General features: G+C 62.4%; 12 protein-coding genes and 1 pseudogene. 6 read left to right on the top strand and 7 right to left on the bottom strand.

Going from position 1 to position 14,116, the window contains the following annotated elements; all coding sequences use genetic code 11:
- Positions 1-67: 67 nt before the first annotated feature.
- Complete coding sequence (locus ACS4RS_RS01755) at positions 68-559, bottom strand: GNAT family N-acetyltransferase (protein ID WP_439008978.1); 492 nt, start codon at positions 557-559, stop codon at positions 68-70.
- A 353-nt stretch (positions 560-912) separates the two neighbouring features.
- On the opposite strand from ACS4RS_RS01755, the gene ACS4RS_RS01760 reads away from it, so the two are divergent.
- The 3 genes from ACS4RS_RS01760 to ACS4RS_RS01770 all read left to right on the top strand — a co-directional run bounded on the left by ACS4RS_RS01760 (position 913) and on the right by ACS4RS_RS01770 (position 3,122).
- Entirely contained in the window at positions 913-1,890 is a 978-nt protein-coding gene (locus ACS4RS_RS01760; protein WP_439008977.1) for a phosphodiester glycosidase family protein, read from the top strand.
- A 141-nt stretch (positions 1,891-2,031) separates the two neighbouring features.
- Positions 2,032-2,682: a glutathione S-transferase N-terminal domain-containing protein gene (locus ACS4RS_RS01765; RefSeq protein ID WP_439008976.1), complete on the top strand. Its 651-nt coding sequence runs from the start codon at positions 2,032-2,034 to the stop codon at positions 2,680-2,682.
- 74 nt (positions 2,683-2,756) lie between these two features.
- The gene (locus ACS4RS_RS01770; RefSeq protein WP_439008975.1) at positions 2,757-3,122 is read left to right on the top strand and encodes an MmcQ/YjbR family DNA-binding protein; all 366 of its coding nucleotides are present in this window, start codon (positions 2,757-2,759) and stop codon (positions 3,120-3,122) included.
- Here the strand turns inward: ACS4RS_RS01770 and ACS4RS_RS01775 are convergent.
- The gene (locus ACS4RS_RS01775) at positions 3,107-3,727 is read right to left on the bottom strand and encodes a glutathione S-transferase N-terminal domain-containing protein (RefSeq protein ID WP_439008974.1); all 621 of its coding nucleotides are present in this window, start codon (positions 3,725-3,727) and stop codon (positions 3,107-3,109) included. The two genes, ACS4RS_RS01770 and ACS4RS_RS01775, sit on opposite strands and share 16 nt — an antisense overlap.
- A gap of 269 nt (positions 3,728-3,996) precedes the next feature.
- Positions 3,997-4,353 (bottom strand): hypothetical protein, encoded by a 357-nt coding sequence (locus ACS4RS_RS01780; protein WP_003587870.1) that lies wholly within the window; start codon positions 4,351-4,353, stop codon positions 3,997-3,999.
- Between the two features lie 140 nt (positions 4,354-4,493).
- Here ACS4RS_RS01780 and ACS4RS_RS01785 point away from each other — a divergent pair, with 140 nt between their 5' ends.
- Positions 4,494-5,249, top strand: a complete 756-nt coding sequence (locus ACS4RS_RS01785) for a DeoR/GlpR family DNA-binding transcription regulator (protein ID WP_449313850.1) — start codon at positions 4,494-4,496, stop codon at positions 5,247-5,249.
- On the opposite strand, the gene ACS4RS_RS01790 is transcribed toward ACS4RS_RS01785, so the two are convergent.
- Positions 5,250-6,257, bottom strand: a complete 1,008-nt coding sequence (locus ACS4RS_RS01790) for an asparaginase (RefSeq protein ID WP_439008973.1) — start codon at positions 6,255-6,257, stop codon at positions 5,250-5,252. It abuts the gene before it with no gap.
- Positions 6,258-7,555: 1,298 nt separating this feature from the next.
- Between ACS4RS_RS01790 and ACS4RS_RS01795 the strand changes: the two genes are divergently transcribed.
- Positions 7,556-8,776, top strand: a complete 1,221-nt coding sequence (locus ACS4RS_RS01795; RefSeq protein WP_449313851.1) for an MFS transporter — start codon at positions 7,556-7,558, stop codon at positions 8,774-8,776.
- 28 nt (positions 8,777-8,804) lie between these two features.
- Here ACS4RS_RS01795 and ACS4RS_RS01800 read toward each other — a convergent pair whose 3' ends face one another.
- Entirely contained in the window at positions 8,805-9,428 is a 624-nt protein-coding gene (locus tag ACS4RS_RS01800; protein ID WP_439008971.1) for a helix-turn-helix transcriptional regulator, read from the bottom strand.
- A 102-nt stretch (positions 9,429-9,530) separates the two neighbouring features.
- Here ACS4RS_RS01800 and ACS4RS_RS01805 point away from each other — a divergent pair, with 102 nt between their 5' ends.
- Positions 9,531-10,952, top strand: coding sequence for an MFS transporter (locus ACS4RS_RS01805; RefSeq protein WP_449313852.1), 1,422 nt, complete (start codon positions 9,531-9,533; stop codon positions 10,950-10,952).
- Positions 10,953-11,051: 99 nt separating this feature from the next.
- Here ACS4RS_RS01805 and ACS4RS_RS01810 read toward each other — a convergent pair whose 3' ends face one another.
- A complete protein-coding gene (locus ACS4RS_RS01810) occupies positions 11,052-12,050 on the bottom strand; it encodes a zinc-binding dehydrogenase (protein ID WP_439011772.1) in 999 nt (332 codons plus the stop codon).
- Positions 12,051-12,200: 150 nt separating this feature from the next.
- Positions 12,201-14,098, bottom strand: a pseudogene (locus ACS4RS_RS01815) (GGDEF domain-containing protein).
- Positions 14,099-14,116: the final 18 nt, after the last annotated feature.

Here is a 14,116-nt window from a genome sequence, read left to right on the forward strand (position 1 = left end):
TCAGCCGGCCCTAAAACGCGCCGCATCACTCGCGTGACGCGACGCGCTTTGTTCCGAGCGACCTGCCTCAATCCACCGATGCCTGCCAGCAAATCACGCGACCGTCTTCCGGATCGATGCGCTCGCCGATGCGGATAAAGCCATTGCGTTCGAGGACACGTTGTGAGGCGATGTTTTCCACGCCCGTATCGGCGGAAACGAGCGTCACGCGTGGGTCCCTCCGCGCCCATTCGAGCAGTTCGCCGATTGCGCGCGTGACGTAGCCACGCCGCTCGCGGCTCGGTGCAATCCCGTAGCCGATGTGGATTTCGCCGTTCTCAGGCGCACGAATGAGGGAGCACAGCCCGACGATCTCGCCATCCTCGACAATCAACCAGGCCGACGGCGTAAAATCGGCGCCAATCTCCGCGGCGATCCGCGCCAGCATCTCCAGCACCTCAGGCGGCGCGATGGCGCTATCGGAAACCAGGCGCGTATCTGAGGGCGCGGCGCCGTTCAGCAACGCGGCGAAATCATTAACAGTCAATTCGATGATCATGTTCTTCTCGACATTGGACATGCGCCAGCTTTGGCGCGTCATGGCCGAGCAGCAAGACTAGCCCTCGATTGAATTCGAGCCGCGTCTCGTCCTTCCGCCTCGGCCGGTGCGTTCTGAATATTTTGCGACGGCAAACAAAGGCGTTCTCCTCTTCCGGCCCGATCCCGGAATGAGCGGATGCGGATTGATATTGAAGCCCACCGGCTTCTTTGTCCAGCCGTTACGGAGGACCGGCCCCAGCAGGCTGAAGGGCTATTTCGACAGAGCGGGCAACACGTCCACCGTAGAAAAACCTTACTTGGCGGTTGCATTCGCGCGACGCCACGCCAACCCGGCGCCGCGAAGCCCTATCTGTTTCAGCAAAGAGATTTTCAGTGCCAGCAATTCGAAAAATCCTGTTCGGACTCCTCGCAATTTTCACGGTCGCCATTGTCGTCGGCGCCGGCTGGCTCTGGCAGGTCGCGGGTGCTTACGGTTTCAACACCGTCTTGCGGCGCGGTGGAACCTATTGGATCGACATGAAACCTGACGACGAGCGCCTTTCCGCCTCCATGCGTTTGGCGTTGAGCCCGGTGATCCCGGCGGTTCTGCCCGGGCCGCTGGTCTGGCAGGAGCCGGAGACGGGCTTCGAGGTGGCGGAACTGCCGGTTCTTGCCGATGGCCGCGAAGTCGACCGGATCTTTTTCAGCAGAGTTGACCCGGCCCGCTTTCGATTCGTCACGCATAATGCGGCTGCGGGCGATGCCGGCATCGACGAATGGGAAAAGGCTTTGCCGAACGCCGTGCTCATAGTGAACGGCAGCTATTTCAACAAACATGGCAGGCCCGATACGCCTTTCATCAGCGAAGGCATTGCGATGGGTCCTCAGCAATATGATGCGAGGGCCGGCGCCTTCACTGCCGGCAAAGACACTGCCGATATCCGCGACCTGACGCATCAAGATTGGCAGACAGCCTTTGCCGGCGCGTCGAACGCCATGGTCTCCTATCCGCTGCTGATCGGCGATGACGGGCAGACGCATGTGAATGTGAAAAGCCGTTGGCTCGCCAACCGTACGTTTGTCGCCAAAGACGATTTGGGGCGTGTCGTCATCGGGACGACAAAGGAAGCGTTCTTTTCCCTCGACCGGCTTGCGGAGTTTCTCAAGACCTCGCCGCTCAATCTCAAGGTCGCGCTCAATCTTGACGGCGGTCCCGTCGCCTGCCGGAGCGTTCGGCTGAATGGCTATCGGCAAAAATTCTACGCAAGGTGGGAGTCTCAGGCGGACGGCAACAAAGTAAGCCTGCTCCGCTGGCCGATTTCCGAGGTCAATTGGGCGATGCCGATGGTGCTGACGGTCGAGCGGAAATAGGTCGGGATCTGGCGATCGTCGCAAGGCCGGCGAGGATTATCGCGAGCATCGGTGTCGGAAACTCGTTTCGCCAGCCGTCTTCAAGCCATTGCATAACGCCTTACATCGCATCGATCTAAGGATAATCATATGGAGGAAGCGATGACGATTACCATTACCGCCTTTGAACGCTCGCCCGATCGCGGCCGGGGCCTGGCGCGCGACATGCGCGTTCGCTGGGCGCTCGAAGAAGCGGGCCAGCCTTACGAGGTTCGTCTCGTTTCGTTCAAGACGATGAAGGAGCCCGCGCATCTGGCGCTTCATCCTTTCGGGCAGATTCCGACCTATGAAGAAGGCGATCTTACTCTGTTCGAGTCCGGCGCGATCGTGTTCCATATCGCCGAGCGCCATGCGGGCCTGCTGCCTGCGGATGCGAATGCCCGGGCGCGCGCTGTCACGTGGATGTTTGCCGCGCTCAACACGGTAGAGCCACCGATCTTCGAGCGCAGCCTCGCCACCATCCTCGAGCGCGACGAACCCTGGTACGAGCAGCGCCTGCGCGCCCTTGGGGACAGCATCCGCACACGGCTGGACAGCCTTTCCGCTCGCCTTGGCGATGCCGACTGGCTCGATGGCGCGTTCAGCGCCGGCGACCTGCTGATGGTGACGGTGTTGCTCAGGGCGCAAGCATCGGGTCTCTTGGAGGAATATCCAAACCTTGCCGCCTATGTCGCCCGCGGCGAAGCCCGGCCGGCCTATCAGCGTGCTTTCGCGGCCCAGCTGGCGGTGTTCAACGCCGCATCGGCCGGCTGAGATGGGCCGGCTTCTGTCCGAAGCGGTGGGGCGCGGTTTCAGCTTTCGGATCAATACAAGGGCAAGGCGAGATAATGACCGGCAACGTCGATGCGATTTTTGAGCGCCTCAAGAGGCTGGCTGCGGAAGCCGGTTTGCTCGATGTTGAGGAAAGCACCTCTTATGGCAACCCGGCGCTGAAGGTCGCGGGAAAGAGCTTTGTTGCGGTGAAGGACGCCGAGACGATCGTCATCTCGATAAGTCTGGACGACAAAGATCATCTGCTCGAAATGGCGCCCGACATCTATTTTCAGACCGCGCATTATATCGGCTGGCCGCATCTGCCGGTGCGCGCCGCCGTGATCGGCGACGAGCAATTGCGATTGCGGCTCATCGGCGCCTGGCTGTTCCGGGCGCCGAGGAAGCTTGCTGCCCGTTTCGGATATCAGCCGCGATCGTAGGCCAGCGCCCGCTGGACGGCCGGGCGCTGCAGCATGCGGGCGTGATGGTCGCTCACCTCTACGAAGCGGGCAGGATCGACGCCGTCGGACGGCAGCCAGCCGGTCATGACGAAAAGATAGGGATCGGCGATCGAATAGCTCTCGCCCATCACCCACGGGCCTTTGAACATCGTCTCTTCGATCAGGGTGAAACAACCGGCCATATTCTCAGGCACCTTGGCCTTCATTGCCTCGAGTGCCGCCTGATCGTCGGCCCAGCGCGAGCCGCGCGGGCGATGGGCATGGTTCACATGCACGGTCGAGCAGAGATAGCTGTTGAAGGACTGCAGCCGCGCCATGTCGAAGACATCGCCGAGCGGCGCCAGTTTGGCGGCCGGCGCGCTTTCGGCGATGAAGCCGAGGATCGCCGGCGTTTCCGTCAGCACGCCTCGATCGGTGACCAGCGCCGGCACCCGGCCCTTCGGATTGATCTTCAGATAGTCCGGCGAGCGCTGCTCGCCATTGGCGAAGCTGATCTTCTTCGTTTCGAAGGCGAGGCCGGATTCCTCCAGGGCAATCAGGCTTGCGAGTGCGCAGGTTCCCGGCGCGAAATACAATGTCAGCATGGTTCTCGTCTCCCTTTCGGGAGGTGGTATAGCGCAGGGATGCGTGCGCCGGAACCGGGGGAAGATGCGACATGTCGCCAATGACCGGCGTGCCGTGGCGCGCCCCTCATCCGGCTTCCGCCACCTTCTACCCGCTCGCGGGGAGAAGGGAACACGCCGCGACCTCTCGGTCCCCCGCAGACCTTTCGCAGGGCACGTCCCCTCTCCCCGTTTTTACGGGGAGAGGGCTAGGGTGAGGGGCAAATGCATGGCACAAACTCGCCGCGCCCTCAGCCGCAGCCCGGCACATCCTCCAGCCGGTGCCAGACCGGGATGCCGCGCTCCCTGGCGATGCGCACGTCGTTATCGGCCCCCTTGGAGTCGCCCGGCAGCCGCAGCACGCCCTCGCAGAGCTGCAGCAGCCGGCCGGCGACCGGGTGGAAGATCTCTTCGTAAAGCGCATCGCCGACCGACTTGCCGCCGGCGGCGTGCCAGATCGGCAGGGCCACCCATTCGCCGATCATCGGCACATGGCCGGCAGCAAACAGTGCGTGCGAGGGTTCCTCCAGCCGCTTCAGGTTGGCGGCCATCTTTTCCGGGTCGTCTCCCGTTCCCGACCTGTAGGGCCCGGCAATCAATATCAACATCATCCACTCCATCGCTCCGCTTTTGCGTGAGCACTCCCGGCTTCATGCACGGGATTTCGTGAAAATGCACGATATTCCTTGAATGTCGAGTCTATTCGTGCAATATCGGGTCATTGTGTTCAATTTCGTGCAGAGAGCCGATGCTGACGTCCCAACGCAAAACCCTCATCCTCGACATATTGCGCCGTGACGGCCAGGTGATCGCCAAGCGCGTCGCCGAGGATTTCTCGCTTTCGGAGGACACGATTCGGCGCGACCTCCGCGAAATGGCGGCGGAGGGGCTGTTGAAACGCGTGCATGGGGGCGCGATGCCGCTGGCGCCGGAGCTGCCCGATTTTACCGCGCGGCGGAGCGTTTTGTCGGAGATCAAGGCGCGGCTGGGGGCTGCTGCGGCGGCGATGGTCAAGCCCGGCCAGATGATCTTTCTCGACGGCGGGACGACGACGGAGGAGATCGCCCGGCACCTGCCGCGCGACATGCCGCTGACGGTTGCGACCCACAGCCCGACGATCGCCGCCGAACTGGAACACCACCCAACGGCGGAGGTGATCCTTGCCGGTGGGCGGCTCTACAAGCATTCGATGGTGGCGACGGGCGCGGCGGCGGCGGCGGCGATCTCGCAGCTGCGCCCCGACCTGTTCTTCCTCGGCGTGACGGCCGCCCATCCCGTGCACGGGCTTTCCACCGGCGATTTCGAGGAAGCGGCGATCAAACGCCATATCGCCCGCTGCTCAGCCGAAACCCATGTGCTGCTGACGGAGGAGAAGTTCGACCTCGTCTCGCCCTGCCCGGTGCTTGGAATTTCCGAGGTGGCAGGACTGATCGTGCCGGCGGAAATGCCGGCCGAGCGGCTGAAACCCTATCGCGATCTCAACAGCACGATCGCCGTGGCATAGTCATTCGGTCAAGGCGGACGTAACCCTGACATCGCCGACATGGATGCCGTTCCAATTGCGCATCGAGGTTGCGGCAAAGGCCGTCAGGGCGGCATGCACCTCGTCTTCGGTCTCGAAGAAACGGGCAAGTGTCGCCGCCACCATGGCTTCGGCGGCGCGGGTGGCGCCATCCTCGCATTTCAGGGCGATGGCGATGCCCTTTTCCGGGATCGCGGCGCAGAAGACGCCCTCGGCGCCTGTCTTGACGAAGATACGGCCAGGGGCGATCTGCATCAGCTCCGTGCAGGCGCGGCCGGTGCCGGCGACATAGAAGGGCTCGGCCATGCAGGCCTCGATCAGCCGGCGGGACGCCTTGGCGCGCAAGGGTTCCAGGCCGACGCCGGTCGCCATTTTGGCAAAGCCGTGGGCAAGGCTTTTGAGCGGCACGGCATAGGTCGGGATCGAGCAGCCGTCGGTGCCGCAGCTCTCGGCCCCGAGCACGGCGCCGGTCAGGCTTTCCATCGCCGCGCGGATCTCCACCTGTAGCGGGTGCTCATAGCCGACATAACCCTTCGGATCGATATGCTGATGGCAGCAGGTGCAAATGAAGCCGGCGTGTTTTCCCGAGCAATTGTTGTGCAACGCGGTCGGTGCAGCGAGCGCGCGGGCCTGGTGGATCAGGACCTTCTGGCTCATCGACCAATGGGCGCCGCATTCCAGCGCCTCGGCATTGCGGCCGGCACGCGACAGCATGGAGGCGGCAAGCGCCACATGCTCGTCCTCGCCATTATGCGAGGCGCAGGCGAGCGCCAATTCCTTGTCGCCGAAACCATAGGCGTCGGCCGCACCGCTCTCGATCAGCGGCAGCGCCTGCATCGCCTTGCAGGCAGAACGCGGGAAGACGGCGGCATCGATGTCGCCGAGCGAGAAGACGAGCTTGCCGTCACCATCGACGACAGCCACCGAACCGCGATGGCGGCTTTCGACGAGCAGGCCACGGGTAACTTCGACGGTGACGGGATTGGTCATGAGCTCTCATCCGGATGCTGGCGGGGTGCGGCAGGCATAACGCGTCGCGGCGCGAAAGCCAACGGGATTTGGCGCAGCCTCCGCCATCCAGGCCTTGAGCGGAGCATCCACACCGCATCCACCAGCGGTGGCAGCATGGATCCTCGGCTCAAGCTCGAGGAGGACGGAGCGTGGGGAGCAGTCCTCGCTTATTCTCTTTCAACAACAATTTTCCGCATGGTACCGCCACTGTCCGGAACCTGGACTTCGATGGCTTTGCTCTTACTTCCGGGTTTCACCTTGCCACAAACCGCGATTGCAGCTCTCATAAGGCCTCGGTCAGTCATGCGCTCTCTGTCGGTCGGTATGACCGGCTTAAAAGTCTCTGTAGCTTCTCTCGCCGATTCCCATGTCATCTGGAAACCACATCCGTTCATCACAAGATTCCGAAAGAAGTGCTGAATGAGCGGCCTACCGTCAGGGGCAGTGTGCGTGCAACCTGTAACGGCGAAAGAAAGCGCGACAGCGCCAAGAATGCGAAATTTCATCGTCCCCATCCAATAAACAACCCCGGCGAGCAATAAGAGTAGAAGATTGGCAGAGTCAACCGGCCAGACCATGGCGGGCATTTACGCCGAAGCGAGCCCATATCTTCCGTCATCCGCGGCGGCCTTGTGTCTCGGATTCATACCTGCCGCGGGCGGGGCCCTGGATCCTCGGGTCAAGCCCGAGGAGGACGGAGTGTGGGGTGGGCTTCTGCAGCAAGAACCGCAATGCTGGGGCGGTTTAGGGGGATAATTGCGCCCACCGCGGGTCGAGCCTCAACCTCCGTCATCCCAGATCGTGAGCCTGGATCGAGCCGTTATTGATGAGGCTGCTCGGGGCGCGCCAGCTTTGTCCGCCTGGTGTGAAAAGCAGACCTTGAGGTTAGGCGCATCGGCACGCTATCTTGCAACCCAGTTCGCATCGAAGGAATTATTTTGCAATCCGACCTATCCATTTCAGAGTCGATATTGTGGGTATTTTTCACGGTCGCCTCTCTCTGCCTGGCGTGCTGGCTGGCGCGCCGGCCCACGAGGACAAGCACTGGAATCATCCTTGGAGCGCTTCTGGGGTTGGCCTTAATATCGATTGCGTCAGTTCTGGTCGGTTTCCTCGGAAACGTTCTGCCCTTGGGCCAGATCGATTTCTGGCTTTCCAATTTGATGGCGCAAATCTGAAGCGAACAATCATCACAGGAATTGACGGAAACGATCGAAAACTATCGTTTCTCTGATGTATCGGATGTGGCTAAAGGTGATGCATCAGGAACCGCTCCCATGTCATCCAGCTTTTCCCTAATCCTGCGCGACAAAAGGATCCGCATTCCGGCCGTGACGCTTGTGGCGCTCGCCTTCACCTATGCTTCGACCGCGCCCTATCAGTCGATCATCGGGATCAACGAACTGGGCCTCAGCAACTTGAGCAACGGCACCTATTCGGCGCTGATCTTCTTCTCGGCGATCGTCAACGTCACCACCAGCCTGACGCTCGGCATCTGGTCGGACAGGCTGAAAGAGCGGCGGCCGCTGGTGTTGGGGCTTTCGGTCGCCGGCATGCTCGGCTTCGGGTCGATCGCGATCTTTCACAGCCCTGCCGTCTTCGTCGTCTCGACGCTGTTGCTGGTGCCGATGAGCAATTCCACCTATTCGCTGCTGTTTGCCAGCCTGCGCGCCAGGACCAACCAGATGGATCGCGGCCAGGCAGCGGGGATCACCGCGACGGTGCGGGCGCTGTTTTCCGGCTCGTGGGCGCTGGCGCCGGGGATGATCGGCCTTTATCTCGTCAATTCGCCGTCGATGACGCCGGCTTACGGGATCGCCGCCCTGGCAAGCTGCACGTGTTTCTGCCTGTATTTCTTCTTCGCGCCCGGAAACGGCACGGCCGGTCCCGCCCCCGATCAGCCCGGATTCCTGGCGTCGCTGAAGCGGATCTTCATGCCCTCTGTGCTGGTGCGCGTCATCGTCATGGCGCTGCTCTTCGGTCTGCAGCGGTTAAACAGCATGCTGCTGCCGCTGATCATCACCCATGCGGCTAATGGAAGCGTGGTGGATGTCGGCTTCATCGCCGGCCTGACGGCCTTTCTCGAAATGCCGTTCATGATGATGTGGGGCATGGCGCAGCGGCGGTTCCGCACCGTGCATGTGCTCGCCCTCGGCGCGCTGATCTACTGTGCCTATCTGCTGCTGCTCGGATTTGCCTCGGCACCCTGGCATATCTATGCGCTGCTTCTCCTCAACGCCTGCGGGGCCGCGGCAATCCTCAGCGTGCCGATCACCTATCTGCAGGACCTGATCGCAGACCGGCCGGGGCTCGGAACCTCGCTGATTTCGCTCAACACCTTCATCGGCACCGGCATCGCCGCCGGGCTCTTCGCCTTCGGCACATCGGTGAGCGACTATTCCGGTACCGCCTTCGTCGGCGCGGCCGCAGGCGTGGCGTCGATCGGGGTCTTGCTTTATCTCGAAAGCGCCAGGCGGCAGGCGCGGCAGCCGGCGTGAAGCGCGAGCAGCCTGCATGTGCTCCGCCTCAACGCGGCGTGATGCGATAGGCGCAGCGCCGCGCGCCGGCGAGGATATGTTCGCTGCGCTCGACCTCGGCGCCAAGGGCGGCGCGGAAGGTTTCTAATTCGGAACGGCAGAAGCCGGCGCAGGCGGTGGCCGCCGCGCAGATCGGGCAGTGGTTTTCTACCAGCATGAAGGAGCCGTCCGCCTCCTGCCAGTGATCGGCCATATAGCCCTCGCGGGTGCGGATGGCGGCAAGGCCTTCGACACGCGCGGCAAGGTCGCCGGCACTTTCCAGCTCCTGCCGATAGCGCCGCAGCGTCTCGGCCTCGCGAGCCGAGATGACGGTGTCGAGGGCTGCCGGGCCAAGCTGTTCGACCAGCGTGCCGAGCAGGTTTGCCGTCAGTTCGGCATGGCCGTCGGGGAATTGGCGGTTGCCCGCGGCGGTGAGATGCCAGAGCTGACGCGGCCGGCCCCTGCCCGTGGCGCCGACGGTAACCGGCTCCACCAGCCCCTGCTCCGCCAACTTGGCGAGCTGCTGGCGGGCGGCCTCGCCCGAAATTCCGAGCGCATCGCCGATCGCGGCGCCAAGCTGCGGGCCATCGGTCTTTATCAGGATCAGGATTCGGTTGGCGGGTGATTGGCGCATATTTTTCCAAGGGACATCTTGTTTTAATCCGGGCAGCGTGTAATTTTCCAAATTATAACTTGGAAAATTATTCCTCGCCAGCAAAAATCTCGGGATCATCCCATGTCCGATATCGACCAGACTGCAGCCATCCCCACCACCAGCTCCCTCTTCCGCCTGTTTCTGCCCGAGCACCTGCCGGCAACGTCGATGCTTGCCGGCGGCGTCATGCTTTACGCTGTGGAGACTTACATCATGGCGACCATCGCGCCTTCGATCGTGCGTGATATCGGCGGGCTCGCACTGTTTTCCTGGGTCACCAGCCTGTTCGTCGCCGCCGCCGTGCTCGGCTCGATTTTCGTCGCCATGCGGCCGCGGGGGATCGGGCTTCGCGCCATCTATGTGATCGCCGCGCTGGTCTTCGGCCTCGGCAGCCTGATTGCCGCAGCCGCACCGTCGATGGCGGTGGTGCTGATCGGACGCGCGGTGCAGGGTCTCGGCACCGGCGCGCTTGCCGCGCTTGGTTATGCCTTCATCCGCTTCGTCTATCCCGAGCCGCTATGGACAAAGGCGTCGACGCTCTATGCGGCGATCTGGGGTGTGGCGACCGTTATCGGGCCGACGCTTGGCGGCTTCTTCTCCGCCGGCAGCAACTGGCGCTACGCCTTCATCGTGCTGGTGCCGCTCGGCTTGGTGATGGCGGTTCTGGCGCCGCGGCTGTTGCCCGAGGTCGAAGACGACCGCGACCAAACGAAAACGCCGGTTACCCAGATCGGGCTGCTGCTCGGCGCCGTGCTGATGGTCAGCACCGCCGGGACAATCGAGATAACGGCCGCGAAAATCGCTTTGATCGCGGCTTCGATCGCTGCGGTCATCGGTATGCTCCTCATCGAAGGCCGAAGCCCGAACCGGCTGCTTCCCTCCGGCGCGGTCGGCCTTTCCAGGCCGATTGCGCGGGTCTACCTGACGATGCTTGCCATGACCGTCGTGCTCGTCAGCGACGTCTTCATTCCCTATTTCCTGCAGGTGCTGCACGGGGTGACGCCGCTTGTCTCCGGTTATCTGGTGGCGCTCGTCGCCCTCGGCTGGACATCTTCGGCCTTCCTCAGCGGCTCGCTGAGCGGCGGCCGCGCGCGGGCGGCGATCATTGCCGGCGCGTTCATCGAGGCGGCGGCGACCATTTCGCTGGCGGTCTTTCTCGCGCGCGACAATCCGCAAGCGCATATGCTCTTCATCGTGCCGGCGGCAGTCGGCATGTTCATGATGGGCTTCGGCGTCGGGCTCGGCTGGGCGCATCTCGTCGCCATGGTCCTGACGCTCGTCGCCGACAGCGAACAGGACAAGGCGTCGGCGGCGATCCCGACGATGAGTTCGCTCGGCGGCGCTTTTGGTGCGGCCTTTGCCGGCCTCATTGCCAATGGCGCCGGCCTCGTCGATCCGGGCGGCATATCCGGGGCGCTGTCGGCAGCCTATTGGCTCTATCTGCTGATGGCGCTGCCAGGCGTTCTTGCCATCGGCGTGTCACTGTCACTTAGAACAGGATGATTTTAGGCCCGGTTGGCCTGAAATCTGAATCCTGTTCTAAATTAAAGAGTTAGAGCATGATGTCTTGAGAAAACCGCTCACACTTTTCGGCATCATGCTCTAGCCGACGCTGAGCATGATCTTGCCGACATGGCTGCCGTCTTCCATCAGCCGATGGGCTGCGACGACCTCTTCAAAGGCAAAGACCTTGTGGATGACGGGGGCGACGGTGCCGGCCTCCAAAAGCGGCCAGACCTCGGAGAGCAGGTCGTCGCGGATCGCGCGTTTTTCCTCGGCCGTGCGCGGGCGCATGGTGGAGCCGGTGACCGTCAGGCGCTTGACCATGATCGGCGACAGATTGACTTTTTCGGCGATGGCGCCACCGAGGAAGGCGATGATCGACAGGCAGCCGTCTTTTGCAAGTGAGGCGAGGTTGCGCTCGAAATAAGCGGCGCCGATCATGTCGAGGATGATATCGACGCCCTGACCGGTTTCGGCCTTGATCACTTCGGCGAAATCCTCGCTCTTGTAATTGATCGCGCGTTTGGCGCCGAGCCTTTTGCAGGCCGCGCATTTCTCGATTGAGCCGGCCGTCGCATAGACCTCGGCGCCGAAGGCGCGGGCGAGCTGGATCGCCGTCGTGCCGATGCCGCTGGAGCCGCCATGGATCAGCACGATCTCGCCTTCGGTCAGCCCGGCCATCTGGAAGAGATTGGCCCAGACGGTGAAGAAGGTTTCGGGAAGGGCCGCGGCCTTCACCGCGTCATAACCTTTCGGAAACGGCAGGATCTGGCCGGCCGGCAGCAGGCAATATTCGGCGTAGGCGCCGCCATTGGCGAGGCCGCAGACCTTGTCGCCAACGCGGTAGCCGCTGACACCAGGGCCAATCGCAACGATTTCGCCCGACAGTTCCAGGCCGAGGAACGGGCTCGCATCCCTAGGCGCGGGATAGCTGCCCTGGCGCTGGGCGACATCGGGGCGGTTGACGCCGATTGCCTCGGCACGGACGAGCACCTGTCCCTCACCCGGCACCGGAAGCGGGCGCCTGCCGATCGTCATCACTTCCGGCCCGCCGAAGGACGGCAGATCGACGAAACGCATTTCCTGTGGCAATGACATTTCCTGAGGCAGTGACATGGCGCGGCCCTCCCTGACGCATCTATCGGGCATTCCGGACGCAAAACCGCTACACACTTTTGCTGGAAATGCTCTGCGCCAAGGAAATAAGTCAGCCCCGCGGGCTTGGGAAGGCATGATATGGCAAGGGCGTCAATTCGCCTCGCCCACCCTTTGCGCGTCTAAGACGCGCGGTGCTGCAGGAGATGGCAAGAAGACGAGGCCCTCTTCGCTCTCCTTGGCGGCCGACTTGATGACGGCGATCTCGGCGCTGACGCGATTGATATCGTCGATGACGAGACCTTCCGGCAGTTCGATGACGCCGATCGAGCAGCGCATCAGCGGAAACAGCGCTTCGGCGCCGCTGCGGTCGTGGCCGAGGATGCGGCCGGCGGCGCGGTGCTCGTCGGAATAGAGATCGAGCACGTCGTCGTGGAAATCGCTGATCAGCCGGTCGAGGATTTCGGTCAGTTCCTCCTTGGTCCAGCCGACGACGCCGATGAAGAAATCGTCGCCGCCGACATGGCCGAGAAAGTGGCGTTCGGCGAAGAAATAGCGGCGCATCAGCGCGGCAAACAGCGAGATCGCATGATCGCCGAGATGGAAGCCGTAAGCATCGTTGAACGGCTTGAAATTGTCGAAGTCGCAGTAGCAGAAATGGCGGACCTCATCGCCGTCGCGGCCGGACTGGCGCATGAAATCGCGGATGGCGCGATTGCCCGGCAGGCCGGTCAGCGGGTTCTGGTCCTGGGCTGTCTTCAGCTGCTTCTCGTTGATGACCTTGATCAGCGAGGCAGCGGAGACGACGCCGGCATAGCGCATATTGTCGGTAAGGATCAGGCAGTTGCTGCCTTCCATATTGGCAAAGATCGCCATCAAATGCTCGGCATCGCTGTCGAGGCCGACGATCGGGGCCACTTCGACGAAATGCGAGATGCTGCGCTCATACATCTTGTTCTTCAGGAGATCGCGGCCGAAGGGCTGGTAGATATATTCCTTGAGGTGCTGCTCGTGGATGATGCCGCGCGGCTCGCTATTGGCGTTGAGCACGGGAAAGAAAGCCTGGCGCGGATTGCGGCGGAAGAGTTCGAAGACACTGTCGATGCTGTCGTTCTCGTAAACCGTCGGCAGGAGTTCGATCTGCTTGCGGATGAGTATTTCGTCGAGCGACTGGCTGCCGCGCTTGGCTTTTCCGAGCTCCTGCAGATGCGGGAAGGACGGCGCCAGCTCCGACATATGCGTCGTCGGGCGGGAGATAAACCAGCCTTGGACGAGGTCGACGCCATATTCGCGGCAGGCGATGAATTCGGCCTCGGTCTCGATGCCTTCGGCGATGACGCGGGTGCCGAGCACATGGGCGATGTTGACGATGCTCTTCAAAAGATGGCGCTTGCGGGGGCTGCGGTCGATCTCGGCGACGAAATGGCGGTCGATCTTCAGATAATCGACGGCATAATCGCAAAGCAGCTTCATCTCGCCGTGACCGACGCCGAAATCGTCGATCGCCAGCTTGAAACCGGCCTTGCGCAGCTTGGAAACCAGGGCGGCAAATTCCGGCACACTGGTATTGTCGAAACGTTCGGAGAATTCGAAGCAGACGGAGGACGGCGGAATATTGGCCTTCCGCAGGTGCTGCAGCAGGCTCTCGACCAGGCGTTCGCCATGCGGGATCAGCCTGACGTCGAGATTGAGGAACAGCGTCGAGTTGGAGAAATTCGACAGGGTGGCGAATCTGGCGAGCGCGCGGCTCGCCAGCATCTGCTCGAGCTGCAGCAGCTGGCCGGCCTGATGGGCCTCATCGAGAATGTCGACCGGCGTATCGAAGCCGATGCGCTCCTGGCCGCGCATCAGGGATTCGTAACCGAACACCGCGCCGGTGCCGGCCTCGACGATCGGCTGAAAGGCGTTCTCGACCACGAGCTTGGCAAGCGTGACGATCTGGTCGCTGGCATAGCGGCGCAGGACGCCGGGCTCGACGGTAGCGGCCAGGGAAGTCCCGCTCTTCATTTGGCTGATCTCCACTGTGCCTTGTTCTTCTTGGTCAGGAAGATGCCCCGGAAGGATCAATG

Origin of the sequence: Rhizobium sp. F40D2 (assembly GCF_051810745.2) — a bacterium.
Taxonomy (GTDB): Bacteria; Pseudomonadota; Alphaproteobacteria; order Rhizobiales; family Rhizobiaceae; genus Rhizobium.

Coding starts and splice junctions, on each gene's coding strand:
- ACS4RS_RS01755 (WP_439008978.1), bottom strand. CDS start 559: ATGTCCAATGTCGAGAAGAACATGATCATCGAATTGACTGTTAATGAT.
- ACS4RS_RS01765 (WP_439008976.1), top strand. CDS start 2,032: ATGACGATTACCATTACCGCCTTTGAACGCTCGCCCGATCGCGGCCGG.
- ACS4RS_RS01770 (WP_439008975.1), top strand. CDS start 2,757: ATGACCGGCAACGTCGATGCGATTTTTGAGCGCCTCAAGAGGCTGGCT.
- ACS4RS_RS01775 (WP_439008974.1), bottom strand. CDS start 3,727: ATGCTGACATTGTATTTCGCGCCGGGAACCTGCGCACTCGCAAGCCTG.
- ACS4RS_RS01780 (WP_003587870.1), bottom strand. CDS start 4,353: ATGTTGATATTGATTGCCGGGCCCTACAGGTCGGGAACGGGAGACGAC.
- ACS4RS_RS01785 (WP_449313850.1), top strand. CDS start 4,494: ATGCTGACGTCCCAACGCAAAACCCTCATCCTCGACATATTGCGCCGT.
- ACS4RS_RS01790 (WP_439008973.1), bottom strand. CDS start 6,257: ATGACCAATCCCGTCACCGTCGAAGTTACCCGTGGCCTGCTCGTCGAA.
- ACS4RS_RS01795 (WP_449313851.1), top strand. CDS start 7,556: ATGTCATCCAGCTTTTCCCTAATCCTGCGCGACAAAAGGATCCGCATT.
- ACS4RS_RS01800 (WP_439008971.1), bottom strand. CDS start 9,428: ATGCGCCAATCACCCGCCAACCGAATCCTGATCCTGATAAAGACCGAT.
- ACS4RS_RS01805 (WP_449313852.1), top strand. CDS start 9,531: ATGTCCGATATCGACCAGACTGCAGCCATCCCCACCACCAGCTCCCTC.
- ACS4RS_RS01810 (WP_439011772.1), bottom strand. CDS start 12,050: ATGTCATTGCCACAGGAAATGCGTTTCGTCGATCTGCCGTCCTTCGGC.